Below are 22,469 nucleotides of genomic sequence, written 5' to 3' on the forward strand. Positions count from 1 at the left end.
TAATGGTTTCAGAGATTTAACTAGATAAAAATCAAATTTAAAATTGGGAAAGGGGATTTAAAATGAAGAAGTCAACGAAACGTGTATCTGTAACGCTTAGTGCAATTCTTGGAGCAAGTTTGATTCTATCCGCATGTGGAGGAGCCGCAGAAAAGTCAAACTCTTCCGATGGGTCAAAATCAGCCTCTGATGAAAAAACGTATTCTTTCCGTATTGCTGATAACCAGCCGGATAATTACCCAACTGTATTGGGTGATAAGAAATTTGCCGAGCTTGTTAATCAAAAATCAAATGGTCGCATTAAAGTTAGTGTTTTCGCAAATGGACAGCTTGGGGATGAGAAATCTGTCATTGAACAGGTACAGCTGGGAGCGGTTGAATTTGCTCGTGTAAGTACTGGGCCGCTTGCTGAGTTCAGTAAACAGCTGGGTGTTTTCAGTCTTCCTTACATCTTTGACAATTCCGAACACCAATGGAATTTCTTAAACGGTGAAAAAGGGCAGGAATTATTAAAGAGCCTAGAAGGAGCCAAAATGTTGGGCCTTGCTTATTATGATTCCGGTTCCCGTAACTTCTACACCAATAAACCTGTCAAGAGTGTTGATGAACTGAAGGGGCACAAAATCCGTGTTCAACAGAGCCAGATTAATATTGATATGATTTCAGCCCTAGGCGGCAGCGCGACTCCAATGCCTTATGGAGAAGTGTTCAGCTCACTGCAGACTGGCGTTATCGATGGAGCAGAAAATAACCTGCCAAGCTATGTTTCAGCTAACCACTATCAAGTTGCGAAGAATATCATTCTTGACGGCCACCAGCGGGTACCTGAAGTTGTGATCATGAGCAAATCTGTTTGGGATAAATTAAGCGACAAAGATAAAAAGATTATCCAGGAAGCTGCCCAAGAATCTGTTAAAACAGAAAGAGAAGAATGGGCTAAGATGGAGAAAGAGTCAGAAGCAAAAATGAAAGAATCTGGCGTAAACATTGTTAAGGTTGAAGATGTTAAGCCTTGGCAGCAAAAGGTTAAACCTGTAATCGATAAGTATCGTGCTGAATATAGCGACGTCCTAGATGCAATCGATAAGGCAAGAAAATAATCTATATTTTCTTAAGATACTGGGAAAGACTATGCTACTATTTATGCATAGTCTTTCTTTTTTCATTTTATAGAGAAACAAGGTGTGATATGCAACGTTATGGAAGATACGCATTCCGGCGGCTAAGAAATGCACTGCTTTTGAAGGATCAGTCCCTTATACGTAAGTTGTTTGTATTTTCTGCGCTGCTTGTTGTGGTCCCAATTGGTTTTATTGGTTTTTTTACATACGAGAAATCAGTGGAAGTGCTTGAGAATGAAGCAACTTCATACAGCTGGCAAATCATTAGACAGGTAAATACACATATTGAGTATTATGTGGGCGATTTTGAAATTGAGGTTTTAAAAATTTTGAACAACCAGACGGTTAAACGTTTTATGCAAATGGATACCAATGAGGAATTTAACTCAAGCGGGATGGAAAATGAACTAAAGCACGTGTTAGAAAATGCTGCCTACTCTAGGTCGGACATTTCGAATATTACGATATACGTGAACAATGTGGCAGCGGTAGATGCACTGAATATCCGCTATAATCGTTTCCATCCAATCGAGTCTTTTCAGTCAGAGTTCTTTCAAAAAATACTTCCGAACACAGGTGAACCTGTCATTTTCACACGGACACTTGAGGATGACGAGAACCAGGAGTATGTCATATCCATCGCGAGAAGGCTGTTTAGCTCGAAGACCTTGAAACCAATCGGATTTATTGTTATGGATGTAAATTTTAAGCGCTTTAAAGAAATTGCTAGTCAGGTTAACATAGGGAATTCGGGGTTTATGTATATCGTTGATTCGCAAGGGAATTATGTGTATAATCCAAACTTCTCCGAGCTAGGGAAAAAAGCTTCTTTTCCGCATATGAAAGAAATTCTACTTGGAGGAACAGGGGCGTTTGTCACAAGCGGAAAGGAGAAAAAATTACTCACATACAGCCATTCTGGGTTTCTTGGCTGGACAGTCATTACCGCTATTCCCTATAAGGAACTAATTAAAAGTTCTGTATATATCAGGAATACGATTTTTATGTATGCTCTTTTCACCGTGCTTGTTGCCGCCGTCCTCGGAATTGGTTTAGCCATTAGTATCATTAAGCCGATAAGAGGTCTGCAAAAGACCATGAAGAAAGTGGAAGAAGGTGATTTCAGCGGACAGGTCCAAGTCTTGTCAAAAGATGAAATTGGTGATTTGACGCACGGGTTCAATAAAATGCTAATCCGATTAAATGAGCTTGTAGATGAAGTATATCTTTCTAAAATCAGGGAAACGGAAATGCTGCTGCGTCAAAAAGAAATTGAACTAAAAGCACTTCAGGCCCAAATTAATCCGCATTTTTTGTTTAACTCTCTAGAAACCATTCGCGGAATGGCCTTGGAACATGGGATGGAGGAAATATCGGATATTTCCGCAGCATTGGCCAAATTATTGCGTTATAATATAAATAATAAATCGCAAACCGTATTGTTGGACGAAGAAATTCTCCATACAAAGGTATACCTGCGCATTCAGAAGCATCGTTTTGCTGATAAATTCGAGTATGAATTTGCGATTCCTGACTGGGCGAAAAAACAAACGATTGCTAAATTTTCAATTCAGCCGATCGTTGAAAATTCCTTTAAGCATGGGCTTGAACCGTCCGGTGGCATCTCAAAAATCACCATCACGGCGTTACAAGAATCGGAAGATGCCTATGTCATTAGAATTCAGGACAATGGAATAGGGATTGCTCTGCCAAGGTTGGAAGAAATCCGTCAAAATCTAAGACAAAAAGATGTCACAGAAGGCGGGCCCGGAATAGGTATGGTGAATGTGCATCGAAGAATCGTTCACCTTTTTGGCGACGAGTATGGTATCAGCGTTGAAAGCTGCGAAGGCAATGGTGCAGTCATAAGCATTCGCTTGCCGATGAACAGGCCTAGGGGTTAGCTGAATGAAGGATCTGAAGTCAAAAACATAAATTTTTTTGCTTTATTGGGAAGTGATGGCATGTACACAATACTCTTGGTTGATGATGAGAAATGGGTTCGTACTGCACTGAGGCATACAATCGCCAAGGCGGAACTGCCTTTTGAGGTCATTGGGGAATGCACCAATGGTCTAGAGGCGCTGGATTTTTTAAAGGAAAAACCTGCTGATTTGGTTATGACAGACGTAAGGATGGCCGTGATGGACGGGTTAGCCTTCGTAACGGCATTGGCAAATGGCGAGTCTCGTACTGACTGTATTATGATCAGCGGTTACGATGATTTTAAGTATGTACAGCATGCTCTAAGGTCAGGGGTATTTGACTACCTGCTTAAGCCGGTAGAGCTTGAAGAATTAAAAGAATGTCTGGATAAATGGGTAAAGCATCGCCAGGAAAGTGAAGAAGCGGCAGCTGCCCCCCAAAAAGAAGCCGATCCATCAGAATTATCCACTGTTGAGAAGGTCATTCAATACGTCAAAAGCAAAGTTCCAGGAGAGGTAACATTATCCGAAGCGGCCAACTACGTGCATTTAAATCCAAGTTATTTAAGTAAGCTTTTTAAAGATAAAACAGAACAGAACTTTGTTGACTTTGTGCTTGAAATCCGAATGAATGAAGCAAAAAAACTACTTGAGAGGACCTCCTTAAGGATTTCAGAAATAGCTGATCGGCTGGGTTATTCAGATATTACGTATTTTAGTAACTTATTTAAGCGAAAAACAGGAGTGACTCCATCTGAATATCGGAAGCGTGTCCAGACAAGCTAAAAATTTCCTCCATCGTAAAACCTGTGTAGATTTTTTTCTATCCAGGTTTTACTTGGCATTTCTTTGAAACCGATTGCAATCTATTCGGATCTAAGGTAAAATAAAACTATAAATGTTAACGTTAACATTTAGTTGAACTAACGGAAAAGGTTGCTATTAACAACAAATTTTTTTCAATCAATTTGTTAACGTTAACAATACTTTACTTACTAGGAAGATGGTGGACATATGCAAAACTTTATGGATGAGAATTTTCTTTTGAAAAATGAAACTGCTGTCCGTTTATATCATGATTATGCAAAGCAAATGCCAATAATCGATTATCATTGCCATTTAAGTCCAAAGGAAATTTATGAAAATAAAACATTTAAAAATATTACCGAAGCTTGGTTATATGGTGACCATTATAAATGGCGTTTAATGCGGGCAAATGGGGTTCAAGAGGAATTCATTACCGGCAGCGCAAATGACTATGACAAATTCATGGCGTGGGCGAAAACCGTTCCAATGACGATTGGAAACCCGCTTTATAATTGGACTCATTTAGAATTACAAAGATTTTTCGGGATTTATGATTTACTTGATGAGGAAAGTGCACCAGAAATTTGGGAGAAGGTCAATGCACAATTGAATAGCGAGGGTTTTGGCGCTCGGGATTTCATTACAAAATCAAATGTAAAAGTAGTTTGCACAACCGATGATCCTGTGGACAGCCTGGAATACCACCTCAAGCTTAAAGAAGATTCAAGTTTTGCTGTCAAGGTTTTACCAAGCTTCAGACCTGACAAAGGATTAGAAATTAACCGTGATACATTCCTGCCGTGGGTTAAAAAGCTGCAAGAGGTTTCAGGGGTGTCTATTAACTCTTATGACGACTATTTAACAGCAATTGAGTCAAGAATCATGTTCTTCCATTCTGTTGGCTGTCTGGTTTCTGACCATGCCATTGATCAAATGTTGTATGCTGACACTACTAAAGAAGAAGCAGCAGTCATTTTCAGCGAAGCCTTGAAGGGGAAAAAAATCTCCTTAGAGGATGAAAAGAAATTCAAAACCTATACCTTCAAGTTTTTAGGTAAACATTATACGGAATTAGGCTGGGCAATGCAGCTTCACATTAATGCATTACGTAATACGAATTCAAAAATGTTTAAGGTATTGGGGCCGGATACGGGCTGGGATTCGATTAATGATGAGAACATCGCCAAGCCATTAGCTAAACTTCTGGATTTGATCGAACAGGAAAGCGGACTTCCGAAGACAATTATATATTCATTAAATCCAAACGATAATAATATCATTGCTCCGATGATTGGCAATTTCCAAGGCGGAGGTGTCCCAGGGAAAATCCAATTCGGAACAGCCTGGTGGTTTAATGACAATAAAGATGGCATGATTGAGCAAATGAAATCACTATCTAATATGGGTCTATTCAGCCGCTTCATTGGCATGCTGACTGACTCAAGAAGCTTCTTATCGTATACAAGACATGAATATTTCAGAAGAATTGTGTGCGCCCTAATTGCTGAATGGGTTGAAAATGGTGAAGTACCAAATAACATCGAATTTTTAGGTAAAATTGTTCAAGGCATCAGCTATCAAAACGCAAACGAATACTTTGGCTTTGAACTATAATTTTCATGTAAAAGACGAGAGCGCAAATATAGTCTCTCGTCTTTTCAAAAAGCGTTATTCCAAGTAAAATGAAAAGCGGAAGGTAAATAAAGGGTGAAACAAAATGGTTACAATAAAAGATATCGCGAAATTAGCAAATGTATCCCATACGACTGTATCCAGAGCCTTGAATGACAGTCCGCTAATCAAGCCAAATACGAAAAAAAAGATCCTTGAAATAGCCGCTCAGCTTAACTATACACCAAACTTTAATGCCAAAAGCCTTGTCACGCAAAAGTCATATACCATCGGCCTTTTCTTTACGAGCATATCCAATGGAACATCTTCCAGTTTCTTTGCTGATGCGGTAACAGGCGTAAATGCCGTCATCAATGAGGATTACAACTTGTTTGTGAGAGGGATTGACGATTATGAAGACTTTTCCACGATTCATAGCAAAAGGTTCGACGGCATTATTTTAATGAGCCAAAGTGACGCTGATAATTCCTTTATTTATCATGTGTTAAATCAAAAAATTCCGCTTGTGGTAATGAATCGGGAAATCAACGATCAGTCTATCATTAACATTCTATCGAATGAACATGAAGGTTCCTGCAATGCTGTAAACTATTTGATTGAAAATGGCCATTCGAATATTGCGATTATCGAAGGGATTACAGGCTTCCAATCAACACTGGAACGCAGGGAAGGCTACCTGCAGGCATTGATGGAAAATGATATCCCAATCCGTAAGGAGTATATGGTAAAAGGAAATTATGACTTGCAAAGCGGATATGAAGCAATGGAAAACCTGCTTGCCTTAGAAAATCCGCCTACTGCCGTCTTTTGCTCAAATGATGATATGGCAGTCGGTGCTCTCCATGCGGCATTTGCTAAAGGGTTAAATGTTCCGAAGGATATTTCGATCACAGGCTTTGATGATATAGCCTCGGCACAGTATACCAACCCGCCTTTGACAACTGTCAAGAAACCAGTTGAAAAAATCTGTAAACTTGGCGCTGAAAAACTGTTTGAAGTGATTGAAAATAATGAACACAATGCTGATAAGATTTTTGTTGAAACGGAATTAGTGATTAGAAAGTCTGTATCCTTAGTGAAGTAAACTTATACCGTTTAAAGGGCGGGAAGCTTTTAAACGGTTATATAAATTGCAAAAATGTTCACGTGTGCATAAAAGGAGAGATAACTTTGCAGAAACTTAATCGAAAGACCATCCAAGGCATTGAATCTTATCCGGAAAAGGTCCTGCAATTTGGCGAAGGGAACTTTTTACGGGCATTTGTTGATTGGCAAATCGATGTTATGAATAAAGCTAACCTTTTTAACGGCAGTATCGTGGTTGTTCAGCCACGCGGGTATGAAAAGGTAGAAAGATTAAACGCCCAGGATGGCTTATATACGCTTTATTTGCAAGGGATGAAGGATGGTAAGCCGGTGAAGGAGCATACCTTAATCCAATCCATCAATAGAGGCATAAACCTTTATTCTGATTATGAAAAATATCTTGAACTCGCACAAAATCCAGAGCTGCGCTTTGTTTTTTCAAATACAACAGAAGCTGGGATTGCCTATCAGGAAACGGACCGTTTGGAAGACCGTCCGCAAAAGAGTTTTCCAGGGAAGCTGACTGCCTTTCTTTATCATCGTTTCCAGGCCTTTAACGGGGATAACAGCAAAGGGTTAATCATCATTCCTTGTGAACTTATTGAAAAAAATGGCGAGAAACTAAAAGAAATTATTCTCCAATATGCCGCTGCTTGGAATCTTGGTGCGGAATTTGTTCAATGGATCAATGATGCCAATACATTTTGCAATAGCCTCGTTGACCGGATCGTTCCAGGCTTTCCGGTTGATAAGATCACAGAAATGACGGAAGAGCTTGGCTACCAGGATGATTTTGTCGTTGCCAGCGAACAATTCTACAACTTCGTCATTGAAGGGCCACAGTGGATAAAAGAAGAATTTCCAACCCATTTGGCTGGATTAGACACCATGTTTGTTGATGACTTGACACCGTATCGGACAAGAAAGGTGAGGATTTTAAACGGCGCTCATACGGCGATGACACCAGTTTCCTATCTTTACGGTTTAGAAACAGTCGCAGAAGCGGTCGAGCATCCGGTGATTGGCAGCTTTATTAAAGAGCTGATTTTTGATGAAATTATTCCGACATTAGATCTTCCAGCCGAAGAATTATCCTCTTTTGCGAATGATGTTCTGGATCGATTTAGAAACCCATATATCAAGCATTTTCTGATGAGTATTTCATTGAATTCCATCTCTAAATATACTACTAGAGACCTGCCAACATTATTAGAGTATATGAACCGTAAAAAGGAATTACCGGGAAAACTGGTCTTCTCCCTTGCGGCATTGATTGCTTTTTATAAGGGAAAAAGAGGGGCGGAAGATATTAATCTTAGTGATGACGAAGACATTCTTGAGTTGTTCAAAGCGCAATGGGGTACTTTTGACGGATCCATTGAAAGTCTGAGGGAAATCGTTTGTGCGGTCTTAGGTTACAAGAAGAATTGGGGAATGGACTTAAATTCTGTTCAAGGATTAGCGGACGCCGTAACGAATTATCTGCATGAAATCGAAACAAAGGGAATGAAGCAGGCTACCCGGGCAGTTTTAAAGGAGAAAACGGCAAGATAAGGGGGATTTAAGCAATGTTGGAATTTATCCAGATTAACGAAAATGATAATGTTGTTGTGGCATTGCAGGATTTACAAAAAGGTCAATTCATTTCGGTCAATGGGCGTGAGGTTGAGCTAAAAGATGACCTAAAACGTGGTCATAAGATCGCTGTTAAGGACATTCAAGAAAATGAATTTATAGTAAAATATGGCTATCCAATCGGTCATGCCACAAAAGTAATTTCTGCCGGTGAGCATGTTCATACACAAAATACGAAAACAAATCTTGATGGAATAAAAGACTATCAATTTAACCAGAAGCTAGCCGCCAATCCTTATAAAAATGAAAACCTGACCTTTAAGGGCCATCGACGGAAAAACGGTACCGTCGGAATCCGCAATGAATTGTGGATCGTACCGACTGTTGGCTGCGTCAACGGTGTAGCGGAAACGATTATTAAACGTTTTCAAAAGGAAGTGGGCGATATCAGCCCGTTTGAAAATGTCCTTGTATTAAAGCACAATTATGGCTGCTCCCAGCTTGGCGACGACCATCACAACACAAGGACAATTTTGCAGGATGCAGCCCTTCATCCTAATGCTGGCGGCGTCCTCGTGTTAGCACTTGGCTGCGAGAATAATAATCTATATGAATTTAAGGAAAGCCTTGGCGAATTTGATGAAGGCAGAGTGAAGTTCCTTGCTTCCCAAGAGGTCGGCAACGAAATCGAGGAAGGGGTTAAGCTATTAAAGGAAATCTATGAAAATGCCAAAAACGATAAGCGCGAAGAGGTCCCATTATCCGAACTGAAACTTGGATTGAAATGCGGCGGTTCAGACGGCTTATCAGGAATCACGGCCAATCCATTGCTTGGCAGATTGTCGGATTTCCTTGCTGCCCAGGGAGGAACCACGGTGTTAACTGAAGTACCTGAAATGTTCGGAGCGGAAACGATCCTCATGGAACGAGCAGAAAATAAAGAGGTTTTTGAAAAAACGGTAGAATTAATCAATGACTTTAAACAATACTTTATCGCCAACAATCAGCCTGTATATGAAAACCCGTCGCCAGGGAATAAAGCGGGCGGGATCACAACGCTTGAAGATAAATCGCTCGGTTGTACACAAAAAGCGGGGACTTCCACCGTTACAGATGTGTTAAAATATGGTGAAAGATTAAAGAAAAAAGGACTAAACCTGTTGAGCGCCCCAGGAAATGACCTTGTTGCCGCATCTGCGCTGGCATCAGCAGGCTGTCAGCTAGTCCTGTTTACAACGGGAAGAGGAACACCATTTGGCACCTTCGTTCCAACCATGAAAATTTCAACCAATACCCCGCTATTTGAAGCAAAACCCCATTGGATTGACTTCGACGCAGGAGTATTGCTGGAGCAATCAGCAGATGTTGTCTTGAGACAATTTATTGACTATGTGATTAAAGTGGCGAGCGGTGAGTTGGTGAACAACGAGAAAAACGACTTTAGAGAGATTGCTATTTTTAAAACGGGTGTAACTTTATAGGTTTGGCTCTTTTCTAAAAGGTTGTTGCTAATAAGGATTCGCAAATAAGACTTGCAAAATTGCAAATATTAGGGTTGAATTCGCAAAAAAAACTCGTAAAATCGCAAATAAAAGTGCTCGATTCACAAATAAAACCTGAAAAAAGAACTCAGTAATGGAGGCAGTTTTCAATGGAGCAAAACTTAGTTTCTTTATTAAAGCAAGAAAAAATTGTGGCGATTATTCGCGGCATTCCAAACAGCAGCGGTGAAGAGACAGCCAAAGCCCTGGCAGCAGGCGGAATTTCATTTTTAGAAGTGACATTAAACACTGATGGTGCCCTTAACATGATTCATGATCTGAAAGGGAAATTTGGAAGTCAATTACGAATTGGTGCGGGAACTGTATTAGACCTTGAAATGGCAAAGGAAGCGGTTCAGGCAGGTGCGGAATATCTTGTGTCGCCAAATCTGGATGAAGAGGTATTGGCTTACGGGCTTGAACAAGGTGTGGAAGTTTGGCCAGGAACCTTGACACCTACAGAGATTGTCCGGGCGTATCGCCTCGGGGCAAGCGCTGTTAAGGTTTTCCCAGTCGGCTCAATGGGAGTGAAATATATTAAAGATATCAGAGGACCGCTTAACCATATTCCAATGATGGTAACCGGCGGAGTGAATCTGGACAATATCAAAGAGGTTTTGGGCTACGGAGCCATTGCTGTTGGGCTCGGTGGAAATCTAGTAAACAATGAGTTAATTAAAAAAGGTGATTTTGAGCAAATTACACAATTAGCTGCAGCGTATACTAGACTAGCTAAAGAGGTGCAGGTACATGCAGCCAAATAACCGTACGGATGTACTGACAATTGGAGAAAGTATGGTCCTTTTTCAAACAATCGGAGAAAAAGGGATTAAATATGAGCCGCTGTTTACAAAGTCCTTGGCAGGTGCCGAATCAAATGTTGCCATCACCCTGACGCGTTTAGGCAAGAAGGTTAGATGGGTCAGTAAACTAGGTAAAGATCCGTTTGGTGACTATATTTTGTCAACACTTGGCGGAGAGGGAGTAGATGTATCCTATGCCCTTCGTGATGTGGAAAAACCTACGGCGGTTTATTTTAAAGAAAGTAAAAGCTATGGGGATCCAACCGTTTATTATTATCGGAAAAACTCAGCCGCTAGCAATCTTCAGCCAGAAGATGTGCAAAAAGAGTGGTTTGATGGTGTCAAGCATTTGCATGTTACAGGAATAACACCGGCCTTAAGTGAAAATGCTGCCGAAGCTATCCGAAAAGCAATGAAAATGGCCAAGGATATGGGACTGACCATTTCTTTTGACCCCAATTTACGGAGAAAGCTCTGGAGTGAGGAGAAGGCGCGGAGTGTTTTACTTTCGCTTATCCCGTTATGTGATGTGTTTCTGCCAGGCGTGGAGGAAGCAGAGTTCCTTTTAGGTCAACAATCCATTGAAGAATATGGCGAGAGTTTTCTGCAAATGGGGCCGAAAGTAGTTGTCTTGAAGCTTGGTGCCGAAGGTTCGATTGGCTTTATCAACGGCGATTCTGTTAAAGCAGCCCCACATGTAGTCACACAGGTCATTGATACGGTCGGGGCTGGAGATGCGTTTGCAGCAGGGTTCCTCTCTGTGTATTTAGATAATGAGGCTGCTTTGACTCATGTATCCCTAGAAATTGCCTTAACCAGGGCCAATATTTTGGGTGCACTGGCAACTCAATTTAAGGGTGATTGGGAAGGGAACCCTTCACTTGAGGAGATCAATTCTATTATCGCAGGCAGGGTAGAAGCTACAAGATAAACATGTAATAAGTGAGGTGATTGACTTGTTTTACTTTGGAAATAAGGAAAATTCTGTGGAAGCAGGAGAAGGTGCCAAAAGGAAGCTTTTGGGAAGGGGCGGAAGCCTGATGATGACAGAAGTAAGTTTCCAAAAGGATGCAATTGGTGCAATCCACTCCCACCCGCACGAGCAGGTAAGTTATATTGTTCAAGGAAGTTTTGAGTTCAATTTGGATGGAAAAGTCCAGCGAGTGGTGAAAGGGGATAGCATCTACATCCCTTCAAATACTTTACATGGTGTTAAAGCGCTTGAAGATGACTCGATTATATTGGATGTTTTTACACCTCAGCGTGAAGATTTTCTATGATTTAAATCAAAAAACCGGGCTTCTGCTGCCCGGTTTTTTTTATAAAACGGAAATCGTGTTCCTGCCTTTTGTTTTTGAAGTATAAAGGGCCTCATCTGCCAACCGAATCAAATCCTCCGGTTTGGCTGCCGGACCAGGTATAAATGAGGCGCTCCCGATGCTTAAGGTGACGGTTTCTGCTATTTCTGAATTAATATGAGGAATATTTAGTTCCTTAACTGTTTTCTTGATTTGTGCGGCAAATTGTTCGGCATTTTCCTGGTTTGCTGCAGGCATGATGAGGCTGAATTCCTCACCTCCATAACGGCAGAGTGTATAGCCTGAATCTTCCGTTACGAGATTTTTAATAGCTTGGGCAATGGTTTGCAAGCAATAATCACCAGTAAGATGGCCATAGGTATCATTATATTTTTTAAAGAAATCAATATCAAACATTAGTAAAGAAATCGGGACTTGATTCGATTGAGCATGAAGCCACGCCTTTTCCAGTTTCGTATCAAAATATCTGCGATTCCCCACACCGGTTAATCCGTCTACATAAGAGAGTTGATTTAATCTTTCATTGGATTTTTCCAATTTATGCTGTGTTTCTTTCAGTTCGATAAGACTATTCTTTAATTTTCTTTGGTTTTCATTTGAATGGGCGATAAAGACAGAAAAATGATAGGCGATAAATCCGCCCGTTAACGAAAAAATATAATGCATGATTAATAATTTTTTTAAAACAATCGGATCTTCAATATTGATGGTAAAAACAATTGTTAGGATAAATAATCCTATCAGGTTCATGAAAAAAGCTTTAATTGTTAAATTATAATTCAATCTTGCGATTCCGCTGCTTATGATTCCTATGAACAGCATTCCAATAGAAGCAAAAAGGGCTGCATCACTATAACCGAAATGCAGAAATCTCCCTATTACAATTAGGGCAGAAGCGACCATCGCGGGAATGAATCCGCCGAATGCTGCGGCAAGAACAATCACTAGATGGCGGAGGTCTGCAATGGTTGTAGTTGAAATTTTAATACTGAAAATCATTAGTATGTTTCCCAGGATACCATAAGAAATTCCCCAATATAGTTTAGTGGATAATGGTGAAGTAGCCAGTAATGGTCTATTTTTAAATAATTGCCCCATTACATAAAAGGAGGATACTAACATGGCTGTATTTGAAACAAAATCTTTAAACATTCATATATCTCCGGTGTGTTCTTTTGGTCAGGAGTGGTTCGTTCCTATAATCCGATTATACTACAATAAGGGAAATTTCGACAAAAAACAAAGAAATAAGCAATAAGCCTCCGACATTTTCCGGGAAATTTTTATACAAAAATAGCTTCCCAATAGAAGGGAAGCCATTTTTTTTATAGGATGACAGGCAGGGGAATACCAGCTAGTTCCTTCGAGGCTATACGAGCTTTTTCTTTGGCAGCGGCAACAATTTCCGGGACTTTTTGCGGATAAAGGTCCAAGCCCTCAACAATGACACTATCCATGACTTCAATCCCTAGGAAATTAAGAGCAATTTTTAAATAACGATCTCCAGATTCTAATTCCTGAATAGGGGAACCTGTATATTGGCCGCCACGGGTTTGAATGTGAATCGCCTTTTTCCCTGATAATAATCCTTTTGGTCCGTTAGGAGTATGGGTGAAGGTTTTTCCCGCAATAAACAGATTATCGAGGAATGCTTTTAAGACCGCCGGTGAATTTAAATTCCATAATGGCGAAACAAAGACATAGTAGTCAAATCCAATAAATTCATCTGCAAGAGCGTGCATTTTGAGGATTTTTTCCCTTTCGGTCTCTGAAAGCTGGTCCATTGTATAGCCATATCCTGCTAATTTCCCGCGTGCAAACACTAAATCAGCATCCATTTGGACAAAATCTAATTGGAACAAATCCATTCTCTTAATTTCTACATCCGGCCTTTCCTTCAAAAAGGATTCGAGAAAGGCCTCTCCAATTTGCAACCCTTTTGATTTTTCAAGACCCTTTGGATTTGCGGTAATATAAAGTAATTTCTCCATCAACACACAACCCATCTGTTTAAATGATTTCATTACTTCTATTATAAGGAATTTACTTTGCTCAATTTTGAACAATAGGTGAAGTTCTTGAACATTAGGTGTCTATTATAGTTTTCAGCAGTTATGAATTGGAAACATTTTTTTGTTATAACGCTTACATAAAGTTATTGACGAAAAAAGTCGAGGGTGATATTCTACTTATACAGAAATTAATTTGTTAGTTCATTAAACAAATTAATGGAAGGATAAACCAATCTCGAGATGAACTAAATATTTTTAAACATTTATGAAAAGGATTACAAATAAAGGACTATGGAGGGAAGAAACATGGCTCAAAGTGCCAAAGTGAAAGCACCAGAATTTGTAGAAAAAGCAGCAGTTCGTCCTTTTGGAATGAGAGATAAATTAGGTTATTTGTTTGGTGATTTTGGAAACGATTTCTTCTTTATTTTAGTAGCATCTTTCTTAATGGTCTATTACACAGATGTTTATGGTCTTAATCCTGCATTCGTAGGAACCCTTTTCTTAGTTGCGCGCCTATGGGATGCCGTAGCCGATGTTTCTTGGGGACGTTTTATTGACACAAGAAAAGCAGGGAAAAACGGCAAATTCAGACCATGGATTTTCAGAATGTCATTTCCGCTTGTCATCACTGGTGTGTTAATGTTTGTACACATTCCGGGAATGTCAACAGGATTTTATGAAGCATATGCCTTTGTAACATATATTTTATGGGGAACATTATATAGTACGGTTAATATTCCATATGGTTCAATGGCTTCCGTTGTTACAAGTGATCCGGTTGAACGTACATCTTTATCAAGTTGGAGAACATTAGGAGCAAACTTGGCTGGTTTAATCATTAACGTAGTTGGCCCAATGATTCTGTTTGTCAATAATAAGGCTGATGCCAATCACTTTTTATTAGGGGCCATTATTTTTGGTGTGCTTGCCATTGCTTGTTATATGGCCTGCTACAAAATGTCAGTAGAACGTATTACAATGACTGAAACAAAACAGGAAAAAATGAATTTAGGGCAGACATTAAAAGGTCTTGCGAAAAATAAACCATTGTTATGGATCCTTATCGCATCCTTGGCATTTATGATTACCTTTATGTTAATTGGTACAGTAAACGTATATTTATTTAAAGATTACTTTGGCAATGCAAAAGCATTGAGTATGGTTGGGCTTCTTCAATCCGTTGCAGTATTTGTTGGAATGCCAATGGTTAAGCCATTAGTATCTAAATTCGGGAAAAAAGAAGTTGCCGCTGCTGGCTTGTTACTTGCTGCAGTTGTATATGGAGTTTTATACCTGCTTCCAAACCTAAATGCAAACCAATTTATTGGAATTTTAGCGATTGCCATGTTTGGGTATGGATTGTTTAACTTAGTTGTTTGGGCGTTTGTGACTGACGTTATCGATTATCATGAATACCTGACAGGATTGCGTGAAGATGGAACTGTTTACTCGATCTATTCCTTTGCCCGTAAGGTCGGTCAGGCGATTGCCGGTGGTATTGGCGGATTTGCGATTGCATCAGTTGGATATAACGCTACTCTTAAGGCGCAAACACAGGAAACATTGAGTGGAATTCATACACTTGGTACATTGGTTCCGGCAGTTATCCTAATCGTGATTTTTTTAATTCTTGTATTCCTTTATCCATTAAATAAGAAAAAGACACAACAGCTTGCTATTGATTTAGCTGAAAAGAGAAAAGCTTCTTAATATGAATGATGGAAGATAGTTAAGGGAACTTAGCTATCTTCTTTTTTTTGTGCAAAAAACAATACCCTTTTTTAACGTGAAAGGCTTTTAAACAGGAGACCTATTAGCAGAAACAAAAATTGCCGAGAAAAATACTTTCTCGACAATCATCTCATTTTTAGGAAACGGTTTCATTATCCTGCTGTTCAAATGGTAAATTCAACATCGGAACACTAAGGAAATGTTTAATCGCAAGGGCACATGCACCTAATACGCAAGACTTTTTCCCAATTGAAGATATGGATAACTCACGGTAATGACTAATGGACGAATGTAAATTTTGCTTAATTTTATCAAGAGCATCCGGATACATCCTTAGAAGTTCACTGTCTAGCACAAGGACATCAGGATTGTAAATATTAATCATATTATTTAAGCCGATGGAGAGATAGTAGAGTAACTGTTCCAGCAGCTCGTGTACTTCCTGGTCACCTTCATCAAGCCATTTTTGAATATCCTCATAGGTAAGGTTTTTCATTTGTCTTTTTTCAGACAGATACTCGAATACACTTGATTCAGAAGAGTATTTCTCCCAGCATCCTTTATTGCCGCAGTTGCATGGCCTGCCTTCTGGGACAACAATCATATGGCCAATCTCACCAGCATAGCCGTCATGCCCGCGGAAAAAGTCATCTTTCATCATCATTCCCATTCCAATTCCAGAATAGAGAGTGGCACAGAGCAGGTTATCTGTTTCATGGTGGAAAAATACCCGTTCTGCAAAAGAGCTTAGGTTGGCATTGTTCTCAAGATAAACATCGATATCAATTTCATTTTCAAGATCGGTTTTTAAATGAATATCCTCCCATCCAAGCCGTGGTACAAAATGAACCACTTCGTCCTTTCCAACAAGGCCATGGATGGCAATGACAATTCCGACAATACCGTAGAGGCTTTCAGTGTATTCTGCTTTGAATTTTTTTATTTGTTCAACTAATATAAGAAGAATCTCTGCATAGTCTTTTGTATTTATTTTAATAATAGTAGATGTAACAGGATGACCTAGCAGGTCTGATAAGGTAAAAGATATTTGACCATAATCAAGGTCGATCCCAAGGGCATAGCCTGCCTTGCTGTTTAATGAAAGCATAATCGGCTTTCTTCCGACAGAAAAATGCTCTAGCTGTGTCTCAATAATCAGTCCTTCATCCAAAAGGTCAGCAACCTGGGCGGAGATGGTAGCTCTCGTCAGGTCAGTAACCTTGGATATATCTGCGCGGGAAATCATTCCTGCTTTTACAATTTCCTTAATGATTAAGGAACGATTTATTTTTTTTATATATGCCGCATCACCGGTAATCATTGATTTCCTCCATTTTATACACTTTTATAAGCATTTCTATTATATCAAATTATTAAATGGCGGAAAAACATATTATTGATTTCCTTCATTGACGAATTTAGATAAACGTGATAATTTATACTTGTATTTAATTAGTTTAATAAACAAATCAAATTAAACTATATGTATTTTTTAAATTTTTTAGCACAATTGAAAGGGTTTACAGCTAAAGCTTTACTATTGGGAGGGAATAGAATGAAAGCTTTTTTAGATAGTCATTTCTTATTAAATACCGAAACAGCTAAGGGACTTTATGAAACTGCCGCACAGGGATTGCCGATTTTTGACTTTCACTGCCATTTAAATCCCCAAGAGGTTTGGGAAAACAAACCTTATCGTAGTATTACGGAGGTTTGGCTTGGCGGCGACCATTATAAATGGCGGGCAATGCGTATGCATGGTATTGGCGAAAGATTCATTACCGGCGACGCTGATGACTGGGAGAAGTTTGCTGCATGGGCGGAAACAGTGCCTCATTTAATTGGCAACCCGCTTTATCATTGGACACATATGGAATTAAAAATGTTTTTTGGAATCGAGAAGGTTCTTAGTCCGGAAACCGCACGTGAAATTTTTGACGAGTGCAATGAAAAACTCGAGAAGCCGGAATTCATGCCAAGAGCTTTCATTGAACGATCTAATGTAAAATTTATCGGTACTACTGATGACCCAGTTTCAACTCTTGAATACCACCAATTGTTGAAGAAGGATGAAACGTTTAAGGCCATTATTGCGCCTACTTTCCGTCCTGACGGTGCGCTTTTCATTGAGCGTCCAACCTTTAAAACTTGGCTTGAAAGTTTATCTGAAGTATCCGGGATCAAGGTGGACTCTTTAGATTCTTTTTTACAAGCATTAAAACAGCGGGTTGATTTCTTCCATGAAAATGGCGGCCGGGCATCTGACCATGATATTCAAAAAATGGAATATGTTCAAACGACAAAAGAAGAGATTTCACCAATTTTTGATAAGCGGTTCAACGGTGAAGAGCTTAATGAAGAAGAAATCACTCTATATAGAGCGTTCCTATTGACGGAGCTTGGAAAAATGTATGCGGAAAAACAATGGGTCATGCAGCTTCATATGGGCGCCATGCGCAGCAATAATACGAAAATGAAAAATCTGCTTGGTCCTGATACAGGTTTTGATTCTGTCGGTGAAACTAATTTTGCTGAAGGCATTTCCCGCTTTCTTGATGCTCTTGACGTACAGAATGCATTGCCAAGAACAGTATTGTTTAATCTAAATCAGAAGGATAATGTTGTTCTTGCTGGCATGATGGGTAATTTTTATGAAGAGGGTATCCCGGGTAAGGTTCAATTTGGTTCAGGATGGTGGTTCCTCGATCATATCGATGGAATGGAAAGACAAATGAAGGATCTCGCAAACGTTGGGCTATTAAGCCACTTTATTGGTATGCTAACAGATTCCCGCAGTTTCCTATCTTACGCAAGGCATGATTATTTCCGTCGAATCCTCTGCAACATTCTTGGAGAATGGGTGGAAAGAGGCTTAGCGCCAAATAATCAGGAGTTCATGGAGCAAATGGTTAGAAATATTGGCTATCACAATGCAGAAAAGTATTTCTTACAGCGATAAGTTAGAAAATGCCTTTCTTGATGTTCTTTACTTAAACCGCTATTATGAATGGTATATTAATGGTGCCCACGAGCCCAAACCGATAAACGGAGGGAGATTGTAATATGTCAAAGCAACAAATTGGTGTAGTTGGATTAGCTGTAATGGGGAAAAATCTTGCTTTAAATATTGAAAGCAGAGGTTATTCTGTTGCAGTCTTTAACAGATCCTACGAAAAAACAGAGGAATTTTTGAAAAATGAAGCAGAGGGTAAAAACTTTGTTGGTGCCCGCACTGTCGAGGAATTTGTTAACTCTTTAGAAAAGCCTCGCAAAATTTTATTAATGGTTAAAGCAGGTACTGCTACCGATGCCACAATTGACTCTTTAAAGCCATATCTTGAGGAAGGCGATATTCTTATCGATGGCGGAAATACCTTCTTCCAGGACACCATCAGACGGAATAAGGAACTAGCAACAGCAGGATACCATTTTATCGGAACTGGCGTATCCGGCGGGGAAGAAGGCGCATTAAAAGGACCTTCGATTATGCCTGGCGGTAAACAGGAAGCTTATGAGCTTGTCAAACCGATTTTAGAAGCTATCTCTGCAAAAGTGGAAGGTGACCCATGCTGTACGTATATCGGTCCAAATGGTGCTGGACACTATGTGAAAATGGTTCATAATGGCATCGAGTACGGCGATATGCAGCTAATTTGTGAAGCATACTTTATCCTTAAGAATGTCCTTGGTTTAAATGCAGAGGAGCTTCATCAAGTATTTGCCGAGTGGAATAAAGGCGAACTAGACAGTTATTTAATTGAAATTACCGCTGACATTTTTACAAAAGTGGATGAAGAAACTGGAAAGCCAATGGTTGATGTCATCATGGATACTGCCGGCCAAAAAGGTACCGGTAAATGGACAAGCCAAAACGCTTTAGATTTAGGTGTACCGCTTCCGCTTATTACTGAATCTGTATTTGCGCGCTTTATTTCAGCAATGAAAGAAGAACGTGTAAAGGCAAGTAAAGTGTTGAATGGACCAGAGGCAAAACCATTTGAGGGCAATAAAGAAGAGTTGATTGAAGCGGTTCGCAAGGCATTATACATGAGTAAAATTTGCTCTTACGCTCAAGGCTTCGCGCAAATGCGTGCAGCATCTGAAGAGTACGATTGGAACCTTCGTTACGGCGATATCGCGATGATTTTCCGCGGCGGCTGTATCATTCGTGCCCAATTCCTGCAAAAAATTAAAGACGCTTACGATCGTGACCCAGCATTAGCGAACCTTTTACTTGATCCTTACTTTAAGGAAATTGTTGAAGGCTATCAGCAATCACTACGTCAAGTGCTATCCTTGGCAATTGAACGCGGTATTCCGGTACCATCGTTTGCAAGCGCAATTGCTTACTATGACAGCTACCGTACGGAAACACTTCCTGCGAATCTATTACAGGCACAACGGGACTACTTTGGTGCTCACACTTATCAACGTGTTGATAAAGAGGGAGTATTCCATACAAACTGGATGGAATAGGAAGATAAATAAATGTAAAAGTCGGCCATTTAGGCCGGCTCAGATTGTCGAGAAAGGGTATTTTTCTCGGCAATTTTTTATTTTGTCCAAACCTAAATTACCAAACTTTTTATTGTTTATCCCTGCTAACAGGCCTGTTGATTTCCGCTCCAGGCACTCGCTTTCCGCGGGGAGCTCCTGGAGCCTCCTCGACGCTTTTGGCGCCTGCGGGGTCTCCAGTGACCTCTATATCCCGCAGGAGTCGAGTGCCCTCCGCTCCAATCAACAAGGATGCAATTCGACCTAAAGGATTGCAACACACGAAAAACAAAAAAATACCCTATAACCACCATATAAAAAAGAAGAGGGATCAGATGGGCGGCTATTGTCCTCACTATAAAAAGGACGAATTTTTTCAAGAAGAAACGAGAATTCAATATATTTGTCAATCAAGCGAAGAAGGTGGTTATTTGGAACCAATCCATCAATAGAAACAAATTCATATTCACTTTGGCTATATTCTTATGGGCTTAACCATTAAATTTAACACTTATTTTTATTGGAGTTGAAGGACTTAATTGAATACACCTGTTGATTGGCGCGGAAGGCACGAAGACTCCTGCGGGAGTACGGGGCAGGGGAGACCCCGCAGGAGCGAAGCGATGAGGAGGCTCCCCTGCACGCCCGCGGAAAGCGAAGTGCCTGGAGCGCCAATCAACAGACTTGTTAAAAAGCTTTATATAAATGATATTCAAATTAACGCGGTCGATCCTTAAAGAAAATGAGTAAAATAAAAGGTTGTCGATAGTTTCTCGACAGCCTGAGTCGGCCATTTAGGCCGGCTTTTGTTGTAAACAAAGTAGAATAATGTCTTTTCTTTATGTGGCAGCTATCTTAAAATAAATATATGTTTAGTTAACAAATTAAATGTCATTCTTAATAGGAGGGGAAATTAAACATGGTTCAAGTGAAAGTAGGGATCATTGGCTTAGGGGCACAAGGCAATGCATATGCCGAATTTATATCTGCCGGAAAAGTGAAAAACATGGTCCTTGGAGCCCTATGTGCCACAAGCGCGACAAAAAAGGAAATGGCTGCCGAGAAGTTCCCGGGTGTCCCATTTTATCAAGATTATACAGAGTTGCTTGAAAGCGGAAATGTTGATGCTGTCATTATTTGTACACCGCACTATCTTCACCCGGAGATGGGGATTGAAGCAATTAAAAGAGATGTACATGTATTAATTGAAAAACCTGCCGGAATTTATACGAAGCAGGTAAAAGAATTAAACGAAATTGCGGCAGCAAAACCCGAAATAAAAGTTGGTATATTGTTTAATCAGAGAACAAACCCGCTTTACCAAAAGGTAAAAGAGATTATTGATAATGGCGAGATTGGCGGCATTCGCCGGGCAAACTGGATGATTACAACCTCGTGGCGGCCGCAGGGGTATTACGAACAAAACGAATGGAGAGCAACCTGGGGCGGTGAAGGCGGCGGGATCCTGGTTAACCAAGCGCCACACCAGCTTGATTTATTTCAATGGATTTGCGGCATGCCGAAAAAAGTATATTCTAATGTCAAGTTTGGCTATCAACGAAATATAGCGGTGGAAGATGATGTTACCGCTGTTTTTGATTATGGGAATGGAGCAACGGGTGTATTTATTGCTTGTACACATGATGTGATGGGGACGGACCGTTTTGAAATATTAGGTGACAAAGGAAAAATCGTTGTCGATGACAGTAAAAAAGTTACGATCAAACGGCTTTACAAGTCAGAATCTGAAATGAGCGCTTCGTTGACCCAGGAGGAAGTGGCAAATATTTTCAAACACGGGTATCTTGGAGATATTTACAAGGAAGAAGTTTTGGAGTTTAATTCTGTCTGGGGTGGACAACATACCGCTGCAATGGAAAATTTCGCCTCAAGTATCCTTGAAGACACGCCTTTACTTGCCCCTTGCAATGATGGGATTAATCAAGTGGAACTGGCAAACGCCATGCATCTCTCAACTTGGTTGGGGAAAGAAGTGGAATTACCAGTCGATGAAGAATTGTTTTTGGCAGAATTAAATAAAAGAATTTCAGAAGAAAATAAGTATCCTATAAAGAAATAAAAAATAAAAACCAATTCACACATTATTTTTGTGAATTGGTTTTTACTGGTTCTGATGAATCGAATGGTACGAATTCTCCGTGCTTTTCGATTAACTCAACAACTGTTTTAATAAGCTTTTTCATGTTTTATTTCCTCCTAGTGATTTGATACTCTCATTATCAGGGAATGGAAGGATTTTTACAAAGCGGCTGAAAACGGAAACATTCGAGATGAAAACGAAAACAAGGATACTGAAAGCGTACTTCATCTACCTTTTTCTCAGTATTTCGCTGTTTTTCTCCGTTTTTCAGGGGGTACAAGGTGCAGATAAATTTCAAAAACTACAAACACTGTAATCC

Annotated in this window: 17 protein-coding genes and 1 pseudogene; 14 read left to right on the forward strand and 4 right to left on the reverse strand. The window is 39.9% G+C overall.

Annotated features, from left to right (window positions below):
• The first annotated feature begins 62 nt into the window (after positions 1 to 62).
• The 10 genes from QNN06_RS08150 to QNN06_RS08195 all read left to right on the forward strand — a co-directional run bounded on the left by QNN06_RS08150 (position 63) and on the right by QNN06_RS08195 (position 11,770).
• Positions 63 to 1,100: a TRAP transporter substrate-binding protein gene (locus tag QNN06_RS08150; RefSeq protein ID WP_284037384.1), complete on the forward strand. Its 1,038-nt coding sequence runs from the start codon at positions 63 to 65 to the stop codon at positions 1,098 to 1,100.
• 89 nt (positions 1,101 to 1,189) lie between these two features.
• Positions 1,190 to 3,025 (forward strand): sensor histidine kinase, encoded by a 1,836-nt coding sequence (locus QNN06_RS08155; RefSeq protein ID WP_284037385.1) that lies wholly within the window; start codon positions 1,190 to 1,192, stop codon positions 3,023 to 3,025.
• A 60-nt stretch (positions 3,026 to 3,085) separates the two neighbouring features.
• Positions 3,086 to 3,832, forward strand: a complete 747-nt coding sequence (locus tag QNN06_RS08160) for a response regulator transcription factor (RefSeq protein ID WP_213116783.1) — start codon at positions 3,086 to 3,088, stop codon at positions 3,830 to 3,832.
• 228 nt (positions 3,833 to 4,060) lie between these two features.
• Positions 4,061 to 5,467, forward strand: a complete 1,407-nt coding sequence (gene uxaC / locus QNN06_RS08165) for a glucuronate isomerase (protein WP_284037386.1) — start codon at positions 4,061 to 4,063, stop codon at positions 5,465 to 5,467.
• Positions 5,468 to 5,570: 103 nt separating this feature from the next.
• Positions 5,571 to 6,569: a LacI family DNA-binding transcriptional regulator gene (locus QNN06_RS08170; RefSeq protein ID WP_284037387.1), complete on the forward strand. Its 999-nt coding sequence runs from the start codon at positions 5,571 to 5,573 to the stop codon at positions 6,567 to 6,569.
• 86 nt (positions 6,570 to 6,655) lie between these two features.
• Positions 6,656 to 8,125 (forward strand): tagaturonate reductase, encoded by a 1,470-nt coding sequence (locus tag QNN06_RS08175; protein ID WP_284037388.1) that lies wholly within the window; start codon positions 6,656 to 6,658, stop codon positions 8,123 to 8,125.
• Positions 8,126 to 8,139: 14 nt separating this feature from the next.
• Positions 8,140 to 9,627 (forward strand): UxaA family hydrolase, encoded by a 1,488-nt coding sequence (locus tag QNN06_RS08180; RefSeq protein ID WP_284037389.1) that lies wholly within the window; start codon positions 8,140 to 8,142, stop codon positions 9,625 to 9,627.
• Positions 9,628 to 9,797: 170 nt separating this feature from the next.
• Positions 9,798 to 10,451 (forward strand): bifunctional 4-hydroxy-2-oxoglutarate aldolase/2-dehydro-3-deoxy-phosphogluconate aldolase, encoded by a 654-nt coding sequence (locus QNN06_RS08185; protein WP_284037390.1) that lies wholly within the window; start codon positions 9,798 to 9,800, stop codon positions 10,449 to 10,451.
• Complete coding sequence (locus tag QNN06_RS08190; RefSeq protein ID WP_284037391.1) at positions 10,438 to 11,421, forward strand: sugar kinase; 984 nt, start codon at positions 10,438 to 10,440, stop codon at positions 11,419 to 11,421. Before QNN06_RS08185 ends, QNN06_RS08190 begins: the two co-directional genes overlap by 14 nt.
• A gap of 25 nt (positions 11,422 to 11,446) precedes the next feature.
• Positions 11,447 to 11,770 carry a cupin domain-containing protein gene (locus tag QNN06_RS08195; RefSeq protein ID WP_249366449.1) on the forward strand — a complete coding sequence of 108 codons (324 nt, stop codon included), beginning with the start codon at positions 11,447 to 11,449 and terminating at the stop codon, positions 11,768 to 11,770.
• Between the two features lie 39 nt (positions 11,771 to 11,809).
• Here QNN06_RS08195 and QNN06_RS08200 read toward each other — a convergent pair whose 3' ends face one another.
• Together QNN06_RS08200 and QNN06_RS08205 are read right to left on the reverse strand one after the other, a co-directional pair.
• Complete coding sequence (locus QNN06_RS08200) at positions 11,810 to 12,961, reverse strand: GGDEF domain-containing protein (protein ID WP_213116777.1); 1,152 nt, start codon at positions 12,959 to 12,961, stop codon at positions 11,810 to 11,812.
• 173 nt (positions 12,962 to 13,134) lie between these two features.
• Positions 13,135 to 13,800: an FMN-dependent NADH-azoreductase gene (locus QNN06_RS08205; protein ID WP_213116776.1), complete on the reverse strand. Its 666-nt coding sequence runs from the start codon at positions 13,798 to 13,800 to the stop codon at positions 13,135 to 13,137.
• Between the two features lie 327 nt (positions 13,801 to 14,127).
• Here QNN06_RS08205 and QNN06_RS08210 point away from each other — a divergent pair, with 327 nt between their 5' ends.
• A complete protein-coding gene (locus QNN06_RS08210) occupies positions 14,128 to 15,534 on the forward strand; it encodes an MFS transporter (protein WP_284037392.1) in 1,407 nt (468 codons plus the stop codon).
• Between the two features lie 157 nt (positions 15,535 to 15,691).
• Here the strand turns inward: QNN06_RS08210 and QNN06_RS08215 are convergent, their stop codons facing one another.
• Complete coding sequence (locus tag QNN06_RS08215; RefSeq protein ID WP_284037393.1) at positions 15,692 to 16,876, reverse strand: ROK family transcriptional regulator; 1,185 nt, start codon at positions 16,874 to 16,876, stop codon at positions 15,692 to 15,694.
• A gap of 234 nt (positions 16,877 to 17,110) precedes the next feature.
• On the opposite strand from QNN06_RS08215, the gene uxaC (QNN06_RS08220) reads away from it, so the two are divergent.
• The gene (uxaC, locus tag QNN06_RS08220; protein ID WP_284037394.1) at positions 17,111 to 18,514 is read left to right on the forward strand and encodes a glucuronate isomerase; all 1,404 of its coding nucleotides are present in this window, start codon (positions 17,111 to 17,113) and stop codon (positions 18,512 to 18,514) included.
• A gap of 104 nt (positions 18,515 to 18,618) precedes the next feature.
• Positions 18,619 to 20,031: an NADP-dependent phosphogluconate dehydrogenase gene (gndA, locus tag QNN06_RS08225; RefSeq protein WP_213116772.1), complete on the forward strand. Its 1,413-nt coding sequence runs from the start codon at positions 18,619 to 18,621 to the stop codon at positions 20,029 to 20,031.
• A gap of 299 nt (positions 20,032 to 20,330) precedes the next feature.
• Here gndA and QNN06_RS08230 read toward each other — a convergent pair.
• Positions 20,331 to 20,499, reverse strand: a pseudogene (locus QNN06_RS08230) (transposase); the annotation flags it as partial.
• A 469-nt stretch (positions 20,500 to 20,968) separates the two neighbouring features.
• On the opposite strand from QNN06_RS08230, the gene QNN06_RS08235 reads away from it, so the two are divergent.
• Positions 20,969 to 22,129, forward strand: coding sequence for a Gfo/Idh/MocA family protein (locus QNN06_RS08235; RefSeq protein ID WP_217033056.1), 1,161 nt, complete (start codon positions 20,969 to 20,971; stop codon positions 22,127 to 22,129).
• Positions 22,130 to 22,469 lie beyond the last annotated feature (340 nt).

It is taken from the genome of Neobacillus sp. 114 (assembly GCF_030127045.1).
In the GTDB taxonomy this organism is placed as follows: domain Bacteria; phylum Bacillota; class Bacilli; order Bacillales; family Cytobacillaceae; genus Neobacillus; species Neobacillus rhizophilus.

Bases quoted from the DNA above. Each gene is read 5' to 3' on its own strand.
- uxaC (WP_284037386.1), top strand. From the start codon at position 4,061: ATGCAAAACTTTATGGATGAGAATTTTCTTTTGAAAAATGAAACTGCT.
- QNN06_RS08185 (WP_284037390.1), top strand. From the start codon at position 9,798: ATGGAGCAAAACTTAGTTTCTTTATTAAAGCAAGAAAAAATTGTGGCG.
- QNN06_RS08155 (WP_284037385.1), top strand. From the start codon at position 1,190: ATGCAACGTTATGGAAGATACGCATTCCGGCGGCTAAGAAATGCACTG.
- QNN06_RS08150 (WP_284037384.1), top strand. From the start codon at position 63: ATGAAGAAGTCAACGAAACGTGTATCTGTAACGCTTAGTGCAATTCTT.
- QNN06_RS08235 (WP_217033056.1), top strand. From the start codon at position 20,969: ATGGTTCAAGTGAAAGTAGGGATCATTGGCTTAGGGGCACAAGGCAAT.
- QNN06_RS08215 (WP_284037393.1), bottom strand. From the start codon at position 16,876: ATGATTACCGGTGATGCGGCATATATAAAAAAAATAAATCGTTCCTTA.
- uxaC (WP_284037394.1), top strand. From the start codon at position 17,111: ATGAAAGCTTTTTTAGATAGTCATTTCTTATTAAATACCGAAACAGCT.
- QNN06_RS08180 (WP_284037389.1), top strand. From the start codon at position 8,140: ATGTTGGAATTTATCCAGATTAACGAAAATGATAATGTTGTTGTGGCA.
- QNN06_RS08170 (WP_284037387.1), top strand. From the start codon at position 5,571: ATGGTTACAATAAAAGATATCGCGAAATTAGCAAATGTATCCCATACG.
- QNN06_RS08200 (WP_213116777.1), bottom strand. From the start codon at position 12,961: ATGTTTAAAGATTTTGTTTCAAATACAGCCATGTTAGTATCCTCCTTT.
- gndA (WP_213116772.1), top strand. From the start codon at position 18,619: ATGTCAAAGCAACAAATTGGTGTAGTTGGATTAGCTGTAATGGGGAAA.
- QNN06_RS08210 (WP_284037392.1), top strand. From the start codon at position 14,128: ATGGCTCAAAGTGCCAAAGTGAAAGCACCAGAATTTGTAGAAAAAGCA.
- QNN06_RS08205 (WP_213116776.1), bottom strand. From the start codon at position 13,800: ATGGAGAAATTACTTTATATTACCGCAAATCCAAAGGGTCTTGAAAAA.
- QNN06_RS08160 (WP_213116783.1), top strand. From the start codon at position 3,086: ATGTACACAATACTCTTGGTTGATGATGAGAAATGGGTTCGTACTGCA.
- QNN06_RS08190 (WP_284037391.1), top strand. From the start codon at position 10,438: ATGCAGCCAAATAACCGTACGGATGTACTGACAATTGGAGAAAGTATG.